Raw genomic sequence first — 14,877 nt, forward strand, 5'->3', positions numbered from 1 at the left:
GCTATTGTGGGCGCAGTCAGTGGGTTCCACGGTCAGAGGAAGTAGTTCGTGCTCAACACTTTCGTCGAAACATTGTTCGCCCAGGTCGAGAATCGGCCGGCCGAGGTGGTGTATCGGTTCTTGGACAATGGTGACGTCGATGGTGTCGTGCACGAATTGTCCTATGCCGAACTGGGGCGGCGGGCCCGCGCGATCGGCGCCGTGCTCCAGGATTCCGCGCCCCGGCGGGCGCTGTTGCTGTATCCGGCCGGGCCCGAGTTCGCCGAGGCGTTCTTCGGGTGTCTGGTCGCCGGGGTGGTCGCGGTGCCCGCGCCGCTGCCGGAGTGGGAGAACCGGTCACTGCGGCGGTTGCGGCGGATGGTGGCCCACGCTGAGGTCGACATCGTGCTGGCGCCGCGCCGGATCCTCGCCGACGCGGCGGCGCTGGGAGCCGAGATCCCGGAATTGGCCGGGGTGCCGTGGCTGTCGACCGACGACCTGCCCAGCGCGGCGGCCCTGCGCTGGCGCGAACCGGAGCTGCGACCGGACTCGGTGGCGTTCCTGCAGTACACCTCCGGCTCGACCAGCGCGCCGCGCGGCGTGGTCCTCACCCACGCCAATCTGCTGCACAACCAGGCGGCGCTGACCGCGGGCCTGGGCCACGACCGGATCGCCGACCACGACGGCGCGCTGTTCGCCAGCTGGCTGCCGATGTACCACGACATGGGACTCATCGCGCCGCTGCTGCACACGGTGTATCGCGGCGCGCACTCGGTGCTGATGTCGCCGTTGCACTTCCTGCAGCGCCCGGAACGGTGGCTGCGCGCCATCTCCACCTATCGCGCGCACACCAGCGGTGGACCCAATTTCGCCTACGAACTGTGTCTGCGCCGCATCGCGCCCGAGCAACTCGACGAGCTGGACCTGAGTTCGTGGCGGTGCGCGTTCAACGGCGCCGAGCCCGTGCGGGCGGGCACGGTGCGCCGCTTCAGCGACACCTTCGCCCGTGCCGGGTTCCGCGCGACGGCCCAGCAGCCGGTCTACGGCCTGGCCGAGGCCACGCTGATCGTCACCGCCCCGTCCACGACCGCCGCGCCGACGATCATGCCCGCCGCGGAAAGTCCCACGCGCGGTGGCGAACTCGTCGGCGTCGGTCGCGCGGTGCCGGGGATCTCGCTGTCGATCGTCGATCCGGACAGCGGGACCGAGCGCGCGGAGGGGGAGGAGGGCGAGATCTGGGTGGCCGGTGACAGCGTCGCGGCGGGCTACTTCCGCGACGATGCGGCCACCGCCGAGGTCTTCGGCGCCGAGCTACCCGGGCGCGACGCGACGTTCCTGCGTACCGGTGATCTCGGATTCCTCTCCGGTGGTGAACTTTTCGTCACCGGCAGGCGCAAGGATCTGGTGATCGTGGACGGGCGCAATCACTATCCGCAGGACATCGAGGTCACCGTCGAGGCGGCTCACAGCGGGGTCCGGGCGGGGTGTGTGGCGGCGTTCGCCGTCGATCTGGACGGGGAGCAGCCGGTCGTCGTCGCGGAGGTCCGCGGGACCGACCCCGCCGAATTGTCGGCGATCGAAGGCGCTGTGCGAGCCGTGGTGGCGACCGAGCACGGCCTCACCCTGGCCGCGGTCCTGCTGATCCGGCCGGGCACCGTCTTCAAGACCAGTAGCGGGAAGATCCAGCGCTCGGCGTGCCGGGCGGCCTATCTGTCCGGGGAACTGCTGACCCTGCTGGCCGGTCCCATGCGCGCGCCGGAGGACGAGATCGCCGACGTCGAAGCGGCCGTCGCCGCGGAGCCCGAGGTCGACGAGCCGGCGTCGGCCCTGTCGGCGGAGGCGGTGCGGGACTGGCTGGTGACCGCGATCGCCCGCCAGGCCCTGCTGGATCCCGAGCGGGTCGACGTGCACCGCCCGCTGGTCGAATTCGGTTTGGGGTCAGCGGATCTGGTGGAACTGGTCGTCGACCTGTCCGACTTCGCGGGCCGCTTCATCGACACGAACCTCTTCTTCGACCACCCCACGATCGACGGTGTCGCGACCGTCCTCGCCCGACCGACCGAGGACGCGGCGGTGCCGACCCCGGCTGTCGACGCGGTCGCGACCGAGGACACCGACGACGACGGCATCGCGATCATCGCCATGTCGTGCCGGTTCCCCGGCGCCGCCGATTCCCCCGAGGCGCTGTGGCGGCTGCTGGACGGCGGGGCCGACGGGCTGGGTGAGGTGCCGCCGGGGCGCTGGGATATCGACGGGCTGTACAACCCGGACACGACCGCGACCGGCACCGCCTATACGTTCCGCGGCGGATACGTCGACGGGATCGATCGTTTCGACGCCGCGTTCTTCGGCATCGGCCCCCGCGAAGCGGGGGTCATGGACCCCCAGCAGCGGATGATGCTACACCTGGCCTGGGAAGCCATCGAGCGTTCGGGACGTGATCCCCGGACCTTGCACGGCAGCGCCACCGGCGTCTACCTGGGCGTGTACAGCACCGGATATCTTGCCGACCCGGCGCCCGAGCAGCTGAACGGGCAAGTGGGAACGGGTCTTTCGCCGAGCGTCGCCTCGGGCCGGATCTCCTACACGCTGGGCCTGCACGGTCCGGCCGTCACCCTGGATACCGCGTGCTCCTCCTCGATCGTGGCGATGCACCTGGCGATGCAGGCGCTGCGGGCGGGGGAGTGCGATCTCGCGCTGGCGGGTGGCGCCACTCTGCTCATGTCGCCGGTCGCTCATATCGAGCTGTGCCGGTTGGGAGTGCTGTCCCCGACCGGCCGGTGCGCCCCGTTCTCCGCCGACGCGGATGGGACGGTGTGGGCCGAAGGCGCGGGCGTGGTGCTGCTCAAGCGGCTGGGCGACGCCCGCCGCGACGGTGACCGGGTGCTCGCGGTCGTGCGCGGGTCCGCGGTCAATCAGGACGGCCGCAGCCAGGGCCTGAGCGCGCCCAATGGTGCCGCACAGGAACAGGTTCTGCGCTCGGCGCTGCGGGTGTCGGGGCTGACCCCGCACGACATCGACTACGTGGAAGCCCACGGCACGGGCACCGCGCTGGGCGACCCGATCGAGGCGCGGGCGCTGGCGCGGGTGTACGGGCCGGGCCGGGATCCGGGGCGGCCGCTGGGGATCGGCTCGCTCAAGTCGAACCTGGGCCACACGCAGGCGGCGGCGGGCGTGGCGAGTGTCATCAAGCTCGTGCTCGCGCTCGAGCACGAGCGCATTCCGGCCACCCTGAACGTGAATGTCGCCTCGCCCCATGTCGATTGGGAGCGCAGTGGGGTCGCGGTCCTCGGGCACACCTCCCCGTGGCGACGCGGCGACCGGCCGCGCCGGGCCGGAGTGAGTGCGTTCGGGCTGAGCGGTACGAACGCGCACCTGATTCTCGAGGAACCCGCGCCGAGCCCCGCGCCGATCGCGTCCGGCCGCGAGACCGCGGTCGCGCTGCTGCCGATCTCGGCGCGGAGCGAACGATCGCTGCACGGGCAGGCCGAGCGGCTGCTCGACCTCGTGCTCGCCGATCCCGGCGCCGAGCCGTGGTCGGTGTCGCGGGCGCTGAGCACCGAACGCAGTCAGTTCGAGCGCCGCGCCGTGCTGGTCGCCGCCGATCGGGACGAGATGATCGGCGCGCTGCGCGACCTGGTCGACGGCCGGACCGCGGCGAATGTCGTGGTGGGCGACGGTCCGGTGCTGACCACCGCGAAGACCGCCTTCGTCTTCCCGGGGCAGGGCATGCAGTGGGTCGGCATGGCGCGGGACCTGCTCGACGAATCGGCGGCGTTTCGTGCCGAGTTCGAGCTGTGCGACAAGGCATTCGGTACATACCTCGGCTGGTCGCTGACCGCCCGGCTGGCCACGCTGACCACCGTCGATCTGGTCGATTTCCCGGTCGTGCAGCCGGTGCTGTTCGCGACCATGGCCGCCTTGGCCGCCACCTGGCGGGCGGCGGGTGTCGCCCCGGACGCGGTGCTCGGGCACAGCCAGGGCGAGATCGCCGCCGCGTACTGCGCGGGTGCGCTCGACCTCGACGATGCCGCCCGGATCGTCGTCACCCGCAGCCGCCTGATGCAGGCCATCGACGACCCGGCGGCGATGGCGATGATCGGGTTGCCCGAGGCCGAGGTGGCCGCGCGGCTGCTCGCCTACGACGGCCGGATCTCGATCGCCGCGGTGAACATCCGGCGATCGACCATCGTGGCCGGTGAACAGGCCGCCGTCACCGCGCTGCTCGCCGAACTCGACGATGCGGGCGTCTACACCCGGCTCGGTGCGTCGGGGCCGGGCCTCGCCGGGCACTGCCGGATCATCGAGGACATCCGCGACGACCTGACCGCGCAGCTGGCCGACCTGTCCGCGAACGCGCCCACCATCCCGTGGTATTCGACGGTGACCGGCGAGCCGATGACGCTCGCGCCGACGGGACCGGACTACTGGTACCGGAACGCGCGCGAGACGGTGCGCTTCGCCGCCACCGTCGAGCGGATGATCGGCGACGGTGTCCGCTACTTCGTGGAGTTGGGCGCGCATCCGTCGTTGACCGCCGCCGTGCGGACCGTCGCGGAGGAACTCGGGCGGGACGTGATCGCCGTCGGGTCGCTGGTGCGAGATCAGGACGGGCCAACGGCGCTGGCGCGGTCTCAGGCGGCGCTGTACGCCGCCGGACACGACCTCGACTGGAGCCGCCTCGCTCCCGGTCCGGGCCGGATCGACCTGCCCACCTACGCCTTCGACGAGCGGCGGTTCTGGACCGACAGCGGTCACCGTGACACGGGCGCGATCGGTCTCGACGACATCGCCCACCCGGTCCTCGGTGCCGTTGTCGCACAGCCGGATTCGGGTGGCGTCACCCTGACCGGGCGGCTGTCCCGCGCGCTGCACCCGTGGGTCGCCGACCATGCGGGACCCGCCGCGGTGCTGGTCCCCGGTGCCGCGCTGGTCGAGTGGGCGGTGCGCGCCGGGGACGAGGTGGACTGCCCGGTCGTCCGCGAACTGGTGCTGCGCGCGCCACTGCTGGTGCCCGAGCGTGCCGCGATCCAGCTCCAGGTGGTCGTCGGCGGCGCGGACGCCGAGCAGCGGCGGACGGTGCGCGTGTACGCCCGCGACGAGCACGATCCGGACGCGCAGTGGACGCTGCACGCCGACGGGCAGCTCGGCGAGGACCCGGGAGTCGCGCCAACGCAGACGAATTCGGCTGTGTGGCCACCGGCCGGTGCGGAGCCGGTCGATATCGGCGGGCTCTACGATCGACTGTTCGATCGAGGTCATCGGTACGGTCCGGTGTTCCGGGCGGTGCGTGCGGCGTGGCGACGCGACGACGACCTGTTCGTCGATGTCGAACTGCCCGAGCAGGCGCACGAGGACGCGGCCGGATTCGGTCTCCACCCGGCACTGCTCGACGCCGCCCTGCACGCCACCGCGCTGTTCGCGGGCGACGGCGAGCACGCGCTGCTGCCGTTCGTCTGGTCCGACGTGGTGCTGTCGGCGACCGGCGCGACCGCGCTGCGCGTGCGGCTGAGCCGGTCGGGGCCCGACACCGTCACCGTGTCCGCGACGGATCGGTCGGGCCGTCCGGTCGTGTCGGTGGGGTCGCTGCTGTCGCGTCCGATCGATGTCACCCAGTGGCAGGGTGCGTCACCGGCTGCGGCGTCGCGCCGCCTGTTCCGCCTGACGTGGACACCTTTCGCGGTGCCCACCGCGACGGGCGGGTCGGCTGTGGTCGAATGGCCCGGGGTTGGCGACACCGTCGTGCTCGCTGTCCCCGAGGGGCAGTCGATCGCCGAGGTCCACACCGTTGCCCAGGGAGTCCTGGCCGAGCTCCAGACGTTCCTCGGCGACCGTCGATTCGAGCGGTCCACTCTCGTGGTTCGCACCCGCAACGCTGTGGTTGAGAACCCGCTCGGGAGCAACCCCGAAGCCTCGGCAGCCCTCGGTTCCCCGATCAGCCCGGATCCGGCCGGTGCGGTGGTCTGGGGTCTGGTCCGCTCGGCGCAGTCGGAGAACCCCGGGCGGATCGTCCTGGTCGATTCGGCCGACCCGGAGATCGACTACCCGGCGCTGCTCGCCGGCGGCGAACAGCAGTTCGTCATCCGTGACGGTCGCGCGTTCGTGCCGAGGCTGACCCGGTTGCCGGAACCCGCCGGGGCCACGCCGCCGCCCCGGATCACCCTGGGCGACGGCGCGGTGCTGATCACCGGTGCGCCGGGACGCCTCGGCTCGGCACTCGCGCGCCACCTGGCCGACGCCTATGGTGCGCGCGACCTGGTCCTGGTCAGCCGACGCGGCATCGATGGCCCCGGCGGCGCGGACCTGCGCGACGACCTCGAACAGCGGGGTGTGCGGGTGCGGTTCGCCGCCTGCGACATCACCGACCGATCCGCACTGGCCGATCTGCTCGACGGGCTGCCGCTGGCCGGTGTCGTGCACGCGGCGTGTGTCCTCGACGACGCCACCATCGGCTCGCTCACCCCGGCCCAGCTGACCGCGGTGCTGCGCCCGAAAGTCGATGCGGCGCATCACCTGCACGAACTCACCGCCGATCGCTCGCTGTCGATGTTCGTCCTGTTCTCCGCCGCGGGTGGCCTGTTCGGGACCCCCGGCCAGGCCGACTACGCGGCCGCGAACGCCTATCTCGACGCACTCGCGCTGCATCGCCGAGCGGTGGGCCTGCCCGCGCAGGCCCTGGCCTGGGGCGCCTGGGAAGTCGACATGCACGACCATCTGGCCCGCGCCGACATCGCCCGCATCGCCCGCGCCGGGGTCCGCGCGTTCGCCGTCCCCGACGGCATGGCGTGCTTCGATGCCGCTCTCGCACAGGGCGATCCGCTGTTGGTGCCGCTGCTCCTGGACACCGCGGTCCTGCGCCGCTCACCGGCGGTGCCACCATTGCTGCACGGGCTGGTGCGGCGGGCGCCCCGCCGCGCGGTGGCCGATCGCGCGGCGGTCGACGCCGGGGTGAGTTCGCGCTTCGCCGACGAGCTGCGCACCGCGCCCCGCGCCGACGCGGTCGCCACCGCCCTGGCCGCGCTGGCCGGGTGGACGGGCGACGTGCTCGGACACGGCGGCACCGAGACGGTCGACGCCGGGATGTCGCTGCACGGTCTCGGCCTGGATTCGCTGATGGCGGTGGAACTGCGGAACAAGGTGCGTGAGCACACCGGGATCGCGGTGCCGCTGGGCACCATCCTCGCCGAGCAGAGCCTCACCGACCTCGCGGGCTATCTCGTGGACGAGATCGGCCGCCGGGCCGGCGACGACACCGCCGCCGTGGTGGTCGAGGTCCCCGAGGTCGAGGTGCTGCCGGTGACCCGCGACATGATGCGGCTGCTGCGCACCGAACAGCTCGGCATCCCGAGTGCCGCGCAGACCGGTGGCGTCGCGGTCCGGGTGCCGGTACCGGTCACCCGGACAAAGCTGAGCGCGGCCGTGGCCCGGCTCGTTCGCCGACATGCCGCCTTGCGCAGCACCATCCGGCCCAGCGAGGTTCACGGCCGGGAACTGGCTATCTTCCGTGACGCCGAGGTACCGGTCGGGTGGCGCACGCTGGACCACCTCGACGACAGTGTCGTGGAGCGGCATTTCCGCGCTCTGATGACACCGCCGTTCGATCCGGCGACCGGTCCACTGTGGCGCTTCGAACTGCTCGACGCCGGTGCGGCGGGCCAGGTGCTGCTTTTCGGGGCGCACCACGGGATGAGCGATGTGCAGTCGATGCTGCTGGTCGCGGGCGAACTCGCGACGGACCTGTCCGGTGCCCCGCTCGGCGACGCCGTCACCAACCGGGACCTGCACCAGCTGCTCGCCGCGCAACCGAGCCGACGCGACGACACCGCGGTGATGCGCTGGGGCGCCGCCTTCGCCGGGGCGCAACGGCTCGACCTGACCCTCGCCCGCCCCCGCCCGGCCGAGCGCACCTACGGCGCGGGTGCCTCGGCACTGGACCTGCCGCGGGGACTGCACGCCCGGGTCGCCGACCGGGCACGCGAGCTCGGGATCACCCCGGCCGCCCTGTTCCTCGGCGCGCTGACCGTCGCGCTGGCCCGGCGGCAGCGGGTCGATCGGTTCGCACTCGCGGTACCGGTCGACACCCGGATGCACGCGGACGCGACCGACGCCGTCGGCTACTTCGGTGTGCCCGTACCGTTTCCGGCGGAGGTGGCCGACGGCGATCGGGTCGCCGATGTGCTGCGGCGCACCGGTGATCGGCTCCGCACGCTCCTCGCGCCCGGGGCCGGGTTCGCCGAGGTCCTGGCCGCACTGGCCGGGGAGGGGCTGTACCGGGACAACGCGCCGATGGTGGAGGTCTACTTCAACTATCTGCGCGCCAACTCCGCGGTGGCCAGCGCCGAGATCGTCCCGGTGAGCACCGGGTTCTCCGATCTCGATCTGATGATCGCGGTGCTGCCGGACACCGGCCAGGTGTGGTTCACCTACAACACCGACATCATCGACGCGGCGGCCTGCGCCGAATTCGGCAGGTACTACCTCGATGTCGTCGCTGCGGCGGTCGCCGATCCCGGTGCGCCCGCCGTGCCCGAAAGCGGTGGGCAGCAGTCGAAGTCGGGCCTGCGGGTCGCGGTCGGTGCGACATTCGCGCTGGGGCGGCTCCCCGAACTGCTGGCGGCCGCGGCCACCGAGGTGCCACTCACCGTCGCCGAAGCGCCGTACCACCAGGTGCTGTCGTGCCTGCGTGACCCGTCGGGCGTGTTCGCGCAGCCGTCGACCGAGGTCGGTGTCGTGCTGATCCGCGCCGCGGATCTGGAGCGCTTCGGTGACCTCACCGACGATGTGCTCGCCGAACTGGCGATCGAATTCCCCACGGCGGTCGGCGATGTCGTCGCGCGGACCGGACGGCCGATCATCGTCGGCCTCCTCCCGTCGCTGCGGCCGACGCCGCGGTGCGCGGACTGGGAGCGGACCGTCGCCGATCGGCTGCGCGACATTCCCGGCGTCGCGCTGCTCGAGCACACCGAGTGGCACCGCGTGCACGCGGTGGATGCCCCCTTCGACGAGCGCACCGAGGTCCTGGCGCATCTGCCGTTCACTCCGGAATTCCAGGCGGCGGTGGCGCTGACCCTGGTCGCGACCGTCGCCGCGGTCGGCGAACCGGCGCCGAAGGTCATCGCCGTGGACGGTGACGACACATTGTGGAGCGGGACAGCGGGCGAAATCGGCTCCGCCGGTGTGCGTTTCGACGCGTCGCGGCTGGCGCTGGCCGCCCGGCTGCGGCAGTGGCGCGACGCGGGCACCCTGCTGGTGCTGCTGACCAACAACGACGACGACATCGTGCACGAAATACTGGCACGTCCGGATAGTCCCTTGCGCCGTGCGGATTTCGCCGCCGTGGCCACCGGGTGGGCGGCCAAGCCGGGCCGCCTGACCGCCGTCGCCGACACGCTGCGCCTGGGACTCGACACCTTCTGCTACCTCGACGACAACCCCGTCGAGATCGCGCGGATGCGCGCCGAGCTCCCCGAAGTCCTCGCGGTGACCTGCCCGCCCGCCGACGAACTCCCGTCCTTCCTCACCCGGCTGTGGCCGCTCGTTCCGCTCGCCACGACCGCCGAGGACCGAGGCCGGGCCGACTTCTACCGCCAGGAGTCCGCACGCGACACCGTCCGCGCCACCGTCGAATTCGAACAGTTCCTCGATCAGCTCGGCCTCGAGGTGGAGATCGAGGCGCTCACCGACGACTCCGCCACCCGGGCACGGCAGCTCGTGCGGCGGACCACCCAGTTCACCCTCGCCGCCGTCACCGGCGACGACCTGGACCGCTGGCGCACCGAAGGCGAGGTCTGGACCGCCACCGCGCGCGATCGCTTCGGCGACTACGGCCTGATCTCCGTGCTGGCCCTGCGCGTGGACGGTGACAGCCTGCGCGTCACCGGCTGGCAGCTCAGCTGCCGGGCCCTCGGCCGCGGCGTCGAGGAACGGCTGCTGCGCTGGGTCGCCTATCGGGCGGAGGCCCTCGGCTGCTCGACGGTGCGCATGACGGTCGACAACACCGCCCGCAACACCCCCGCGCGCCGCCTGGCCGCCCGCCTGCACGGCCACGACGCCCACGACGACGCGCAGAAGGTGTCGACGACACCGGACCGATTGCGCGAGTTCCGTTCCTGGCACACCCCCGTGCCCGTGGGAGAGGTGATCCGGTGACGAGCCAGGACGACGTGACCACGGCCCGCAACCCCACCGTCGACCGGCGGGCCCGCGGTGAGTCCATCGACAGTGGCGCTGCGGGAATGGATGTCGCCGCACTGCTGGCCCGCGTCGGCGTGCACAGCGGCGAGCCACTCGGCGGTGCCGACCACCCAGATGCCGCCGTGCCGCGGCGTACCGACTCGGCTGAGGCCATCGAGTACTCGCGTGACACCATGGACGCCGTCGGGCCGCGGCGTACCGACTCGGCTGAGGCCATCGAGCACTCGCGCGACACGACGGACACTGCCGCGCCGCGGCGTACCGACGTGGCCGCAGCTATCGGGCACTCGACTGACATCACGGAAGCCGCCGCGTCTGGCCACATCGGCGGGAACGAGGCTGTCGGGCCGTCGGCTGACACCGCGCGCACCGCCGGGCCCGGTCGCATCGGTGGGGCCGAGGCTGTCGGGTTGGCGGTTGGCCCCTCGGGCACCGCTGACCCGAGCCGTCTCGGCGAAACCGAGGCCGACGAGCAGTCGGACACCTCGGACGCCGCCTGGCGAACCACATCGAGCCCGAACGTCCACGTGCGAGCCGCCGATGTCGACGAGGTGGCCGAGGAAATCGCCGCCCTGGCCGATCGGTTCGCCGCATCGGCGGTCGGCGTCGACACCGACTTCTTCGACGCGGGCGGCACTTCCATCGCCGCCGTCGAATTCGTCGCGGCTCTGGCACGTGAGCTGGATATCCACCTCGACCTCGACACGGTGTTCTTCGATGCGCGTCCACGGCGACTGGCGCAGCGGTGGCTGGCCGAAAAGGCCGACGGGTCTGTGGCTTTGCTGGAGCCCGTCGAGTCGAGCGCGGAATCGCCCGCGCCCGCGGATACCGACGACCTCGCCCTGCTCTTCGCCGATCTGGCCGGAGCGGACCGCCTGCCGGTGGTGGCCGCGCCGGAGTCGGTGGTGCCCCGCCGGATCCTGCTGACCGGGGCGACCGGATTCCTCGGCAGCCACCTGCTGCTCGACCTGTTGCGGCACAGCGACGCCCACGTCGTCTGCCTGGTCCGCGCCGACGACGATGCCGCCGCGGCCCACCGGCTCGAGCACGCCCTCCGGGGCTACGCCCTGCCGTGGTCACGGGAGATCCTGCGCCGGGTCACCCCACTGGCCGGCGACCTGCGCAGGCCGCGGCTCGGTCTCACCGCCGCACGTTGGGACACCCTGGCCGCCGAGATCGACGCGATCGTCAACGCGGGCGCCGCGGTCGACTTCCTGCGCGGGTACCCCTCGCTGCGCGGCACGAACGTGCACGGTCCGCTCACCCTGGCCGAGCTGGCCTGCGCCACGCGATCCAAACCGCTGCACCACATCTCGTCGCTGGCGGTATTCAACGGCTCGACCGCCACCACCCTCGCCGAGGACGCGCCGACCGCCAACGTCGCCGCCCTGCCCATCGGCTACGACCGGTCGAAATGGGCGGCCGAGGCCCTGCTGCGGCGGGCGGGCGAGCACGGCGTCACGGTGACCGTGCTGCGTCCCGGCGGCATCGGCGGCCACCCCGAGACAGGGGCGCACAATCCGCGCGACCTCAACACCGGCATCACCGCGGCCCTGCTGCGGTTCCGCACCGTCCCCGGTTTCCGGTATCTGAACGCGGCGCCGGTGGACTGGGTCAGCCGGGTGGCGGCGCAGATCGTCCTCACCCCGGACGCGTGGGGCCAGACCTATCACCTCACCGGACCGCCCACCTCGCTCGACCAGATCATGGCCGAGACCACGCTCGGCGGCATGGGCGTCCGCGTCCAGGACTGGGCGCGGTGGTGTGCCGACGTGGTCCGGGCGATCGAGGACGAAGCGATCACGGAACTGGAGCCGCTGGCCCAGGTGCTGCGGAGCCCGGTCGCCCGGCGGCAGCTGACCGCGATGGTGGACACCCCACCCGCGACGGCGACCCGCACCGAGGCCTTCGCCGCCGCCCACGGCCTGCCCGCTCCGAGCAGCGCGGGTCCGGCGCGCGCCCGGATGCTCGCCGCCCTGGCCGCCGTGGCCCCGGCGGGCGACCACCCGTACCTGCGATTCCACGAGACACTCAGCGGAACCGTCACCCGGACAGGGGAATCCGTGTCGTTCCCGTGCGAACTGCGGCTGACCCTGTCGGTGGCCAACAGCGCCCAGGTCTTCGCGGCGCGCACCCTCGACGTCACCGGAGAGCTCACTTGTCCCGCCCTGCACGACGAACCATTGCGTGTCGACGGGACCGCCACGGTCCGGCCGCACGAGGGAATCCCGCTGCCCGACGAATTGCGGCACCCGATCATGCGGTACCAACTGACGCTGCGTGATCCGGCCGGCGGCACCTGGTGGTGGACCGGCCACAAGTTCGCCGCCGCCCGGCGCCGCTTCGTCCGCCAGCTGGGTACCCAGGTGATCGAACTCGGCCGCGTCGGCGAACCCGGCTCCTACACCGGCGAGGTCGCCGTGCCGATGCACACCTACCTGCCCGATCAGATCGACGGCATCGAGATCGATCCACGACTACCCGAACGGCAACGGCGGCTGGCGAAGATGCTGTGGCTCAGCTGGTTCGGCGGGCAGCTCGGCAAGAGCCTGATGGAGCCCATGCTGCGCGTCGGCATCGACCTGCTCGACCTGCGCCGCGCCCTGCGGAAGGAGCACCGCCGATGAGCCAGACCCGGGTGTCCGGCACCGAATCCGAGACGATCACGGTCCGCACCGCCGACGGACTCGACCTGCGACTGCGCCGCGTCGGCCCCCAGGGCGCGCCCGCGGTGCTGCTGGTGCACGGGCACGGGGTGTCCTCGGAGATGTTCGCGCTGGCCGAGATCCGCAATCTGGTCGACGTCCTCGCCGACGCGGGCTACCAGTCGTGGCTGCTCGACTGGCGCGGAAGCAGCCGCCTGCCCTACAACGTGTCCGGTCCGCCCTACACCCTCGACGATGTCGCGCTCTACGACCTGCCCGCCGCGGTCGCCCGCGTCCGGGAGTCGATCGGCGACCGTCCGCTGTTCGCGGTGGCGCATTGCGTCGGCGCGCTGGCGCTGGCGCAGAGCCTGACCGCGGGCCTGCTGCCCGGGCTGGCCGGTGTCGTCGCCCAGGGCGTGTTCCTCACCCCGAAGGTCAGCACCTCGACGCGGGTGCGGGTGCTGGTCGGCAGCGAACTGCTCGGCTCCCGCGTCGGCCACCTCGAATCCGACTTCCGCAAGGTGGGACTGTGGTCGCGGCGCACCTTGCTCTACGCGGCCCTCTCGCGCAAGGGCGACTGCCCGGACCCGACCTGCCGGATGGTCCACCACGGCTGGGGGATGGGCGCCGAACTGTTCGCCCACGACCACCTCGACCCGCGCACCCACGACCGGCTGGCCGAGCTGTTCGGCGCGATCCCGCTCTCGGTGCTGCCGCACCTGCGCCAGATGGAGCTGGCCCACGCCGTCGTGCGCTGGAACCTCGACGACGACCGCTACCTGGCCCTGCCCGAGAACGCCCTCGACCACGCCGACCGCATCGACTGCCCGGTACTGCTGCTGGCGGGCAGCCGCAACGCGGCCTGGGTCGATTCCAACCGGCTCTGCCACGAGGTGCTCGCGGTGCGCAATCCCGGTCTCGACGTGCGCTACACCGAGATCCCGTCGTACGGGCACCTGGACACGTTCATCGGCCGGGGCGCGGCGCTCGACGTGTTCGGGCACCTCGTCGACTTCCTCGACGAGCACTCAGCTGGGCAGGCGTAGTGGCAGCCCGGCGCGGCGGTAGACGGCATCGATGACGGACATGGTGACGATCGCGTCGTCCGGGGTGGTGGCCACCGGCGCCCCGCGCAGCACGGCATCGGCGAAGGCGTCGAGTTGGTAGTCGTAGGACGGGCGGCGGGGGAAGCGGCGGACCCGCCTGCCGCGGTCGGAGCGGACGGCGAGCAGATGCCCGTAGTGCGGCAGCACCGGATTCAGCAGGCGCATCCGGCCGCGGTCGCCGACGACGGTCGCGCTGATCCGCAGGACGTCCGAGGACCACATCGAGCAGCTGACGCGCCCGGTGTGCCCGGCCGGGAACCGCAGCTCGGCCGTCATCGCGCGGTCGATCCGGGGATCGGTGTGCGGTTTCGCCCGCGCGGTGACGACTTCCGGGTCCTGGCCGCCGAGCACACGGGCCATGTGCACGGCGTAGCACCCCGCGTCCATGAGCGCGCCGCCGGCGAGGTCGTAGTCGTAGCGGATGTCGGAGAACTTCGGCAGCGGGAACGACAGCGCGGTCTCCACCCGCCGCAGCGTGCCGAGTTCGCCGGACGCGATGATGTCCTCGGCGGCCCGGATCAGCGGGTGGTAGCGGTAGTGGAACGCCTCCATCACCACGCGGCCGGAATCCCGTGCCAGCGCGGCGATCTCGCGCGCCTCGTCGGCGTTCGCGGTGAACGGCTTCTCGCACAGGACGTGCTTGCCCGCCGCCACCGCGGCCCGCGTCCAGCGTCCGTGCAGGCCGTTCGGCAGCGGAATGTAGACGGCGTCGATCTCCGGCGCGTCGACCAGTTCCTGATAGTCGTCGAAGACCCGCGCGATCCGGTGCTTGTCCGCGAAACGCGCGGCCCGCGTGCGATCGCGCGCGGCGACCGCCGCGACGGTGACTTCCGGATGGCGCCGGGCCGGACCCACGATCGCCGCGGGCGCGATGGCGGCGGCGCCGAGAATGCCGATACGGAGCGTGAGGCGTGGGTCTTCGGTCACGAGCAGACGGTAACAACAGATCACGA

General features: G+C 72.3%; 4 protein-coding genes. 3 read left to right on the top strand and 1 reads right to left on the bottom strand.

Annotated elements, in window-relative coordinates; all coding sequences use genetic code 11:
* Positions 1 to 48 precede the first annotated feature (48 nt).
* Genes AB0L91_RS26850 through AB0L91_RS26860 form a run of 3 tightly spaced genes read left to right on the top strand, consistent with a single transcriptional unit; the run spans position 49 to position 13,864 of the window.
* A complete protein-coding gene (locus tag AB0L91_RS26850) occupies positions 49 to 10,128 on the top strand; it encodes an HAD-IIIC family phosphatase (RefSeq protein WP_365014722.1) in 10,080 nt (3,359 codons plus the stop codon).
* Complete coding sequence (locus AB0L91_RS26855; RefSeq protein WP_365014724.1) at positions 10,125 to 12,800, top strand: thioester reductase domain-containing protein; 2,676 nt, start codon at positions 10,125 to 10,127, stop codon at positions 12,798 to 12,800. Before AB0L91_RS26850 ends, AB0L91_RS26855 begins: the two co-directional genes overlap by 4 nt.
* A complete protein-coding gene (locus tag AB0L91_RS26860; RefSeq protein ID WP_365014727.1) occupies positions 12,797 to 13,864 on the top strand; it encodes an alpha/beta fold hydrolase in 1,068 nt (355 codons plus the stop codon). The genes AB0L91_RS26855 and AB0L91_RS26860 overlap by 4 nt, the downstream gene beginning before the upstream one ends.
* Here the strand turns inward: AB0L91_RS26860 and AB0L91_RS26865 are convergent.
* Positions 13,847 to 14,851, bottom strand: coding sequence for a Gfo/Idh/MocA family oxidoreductase (locus AB0L91_RS26865; protein ID WP_365014729.1), 1,005 nt, complete (start codon positions 14,849 to 14,851; stop codon positions 13,847 to 13,849). The genes AB0L91_RS26860 and AB0L91_RS26865 overlap by 18 nt on opposite strands.
* Between the last annotated feature and the right edge of the window lie 26 nt (positions 14,852 to 14,877).

This window comes from Nocardia sp. NPDC051833, assembly GCF_040681225.1.
Taxonomy (GTDB): domain Bacteria; phylum Actinomycetota; class Actinomycetes; order Mycobacteriales; family Mycobacteriaceae; genus Nocardia.

Coding starts and splice junctions, on each gene's coding strand:
- AB0L91_RS26860 (WP_365014727.1), top strand. CDS start 12,797: ATGAGCCAGACCCGGGTGTCCGGCACCGAATCCGAGACGATCACGGTC.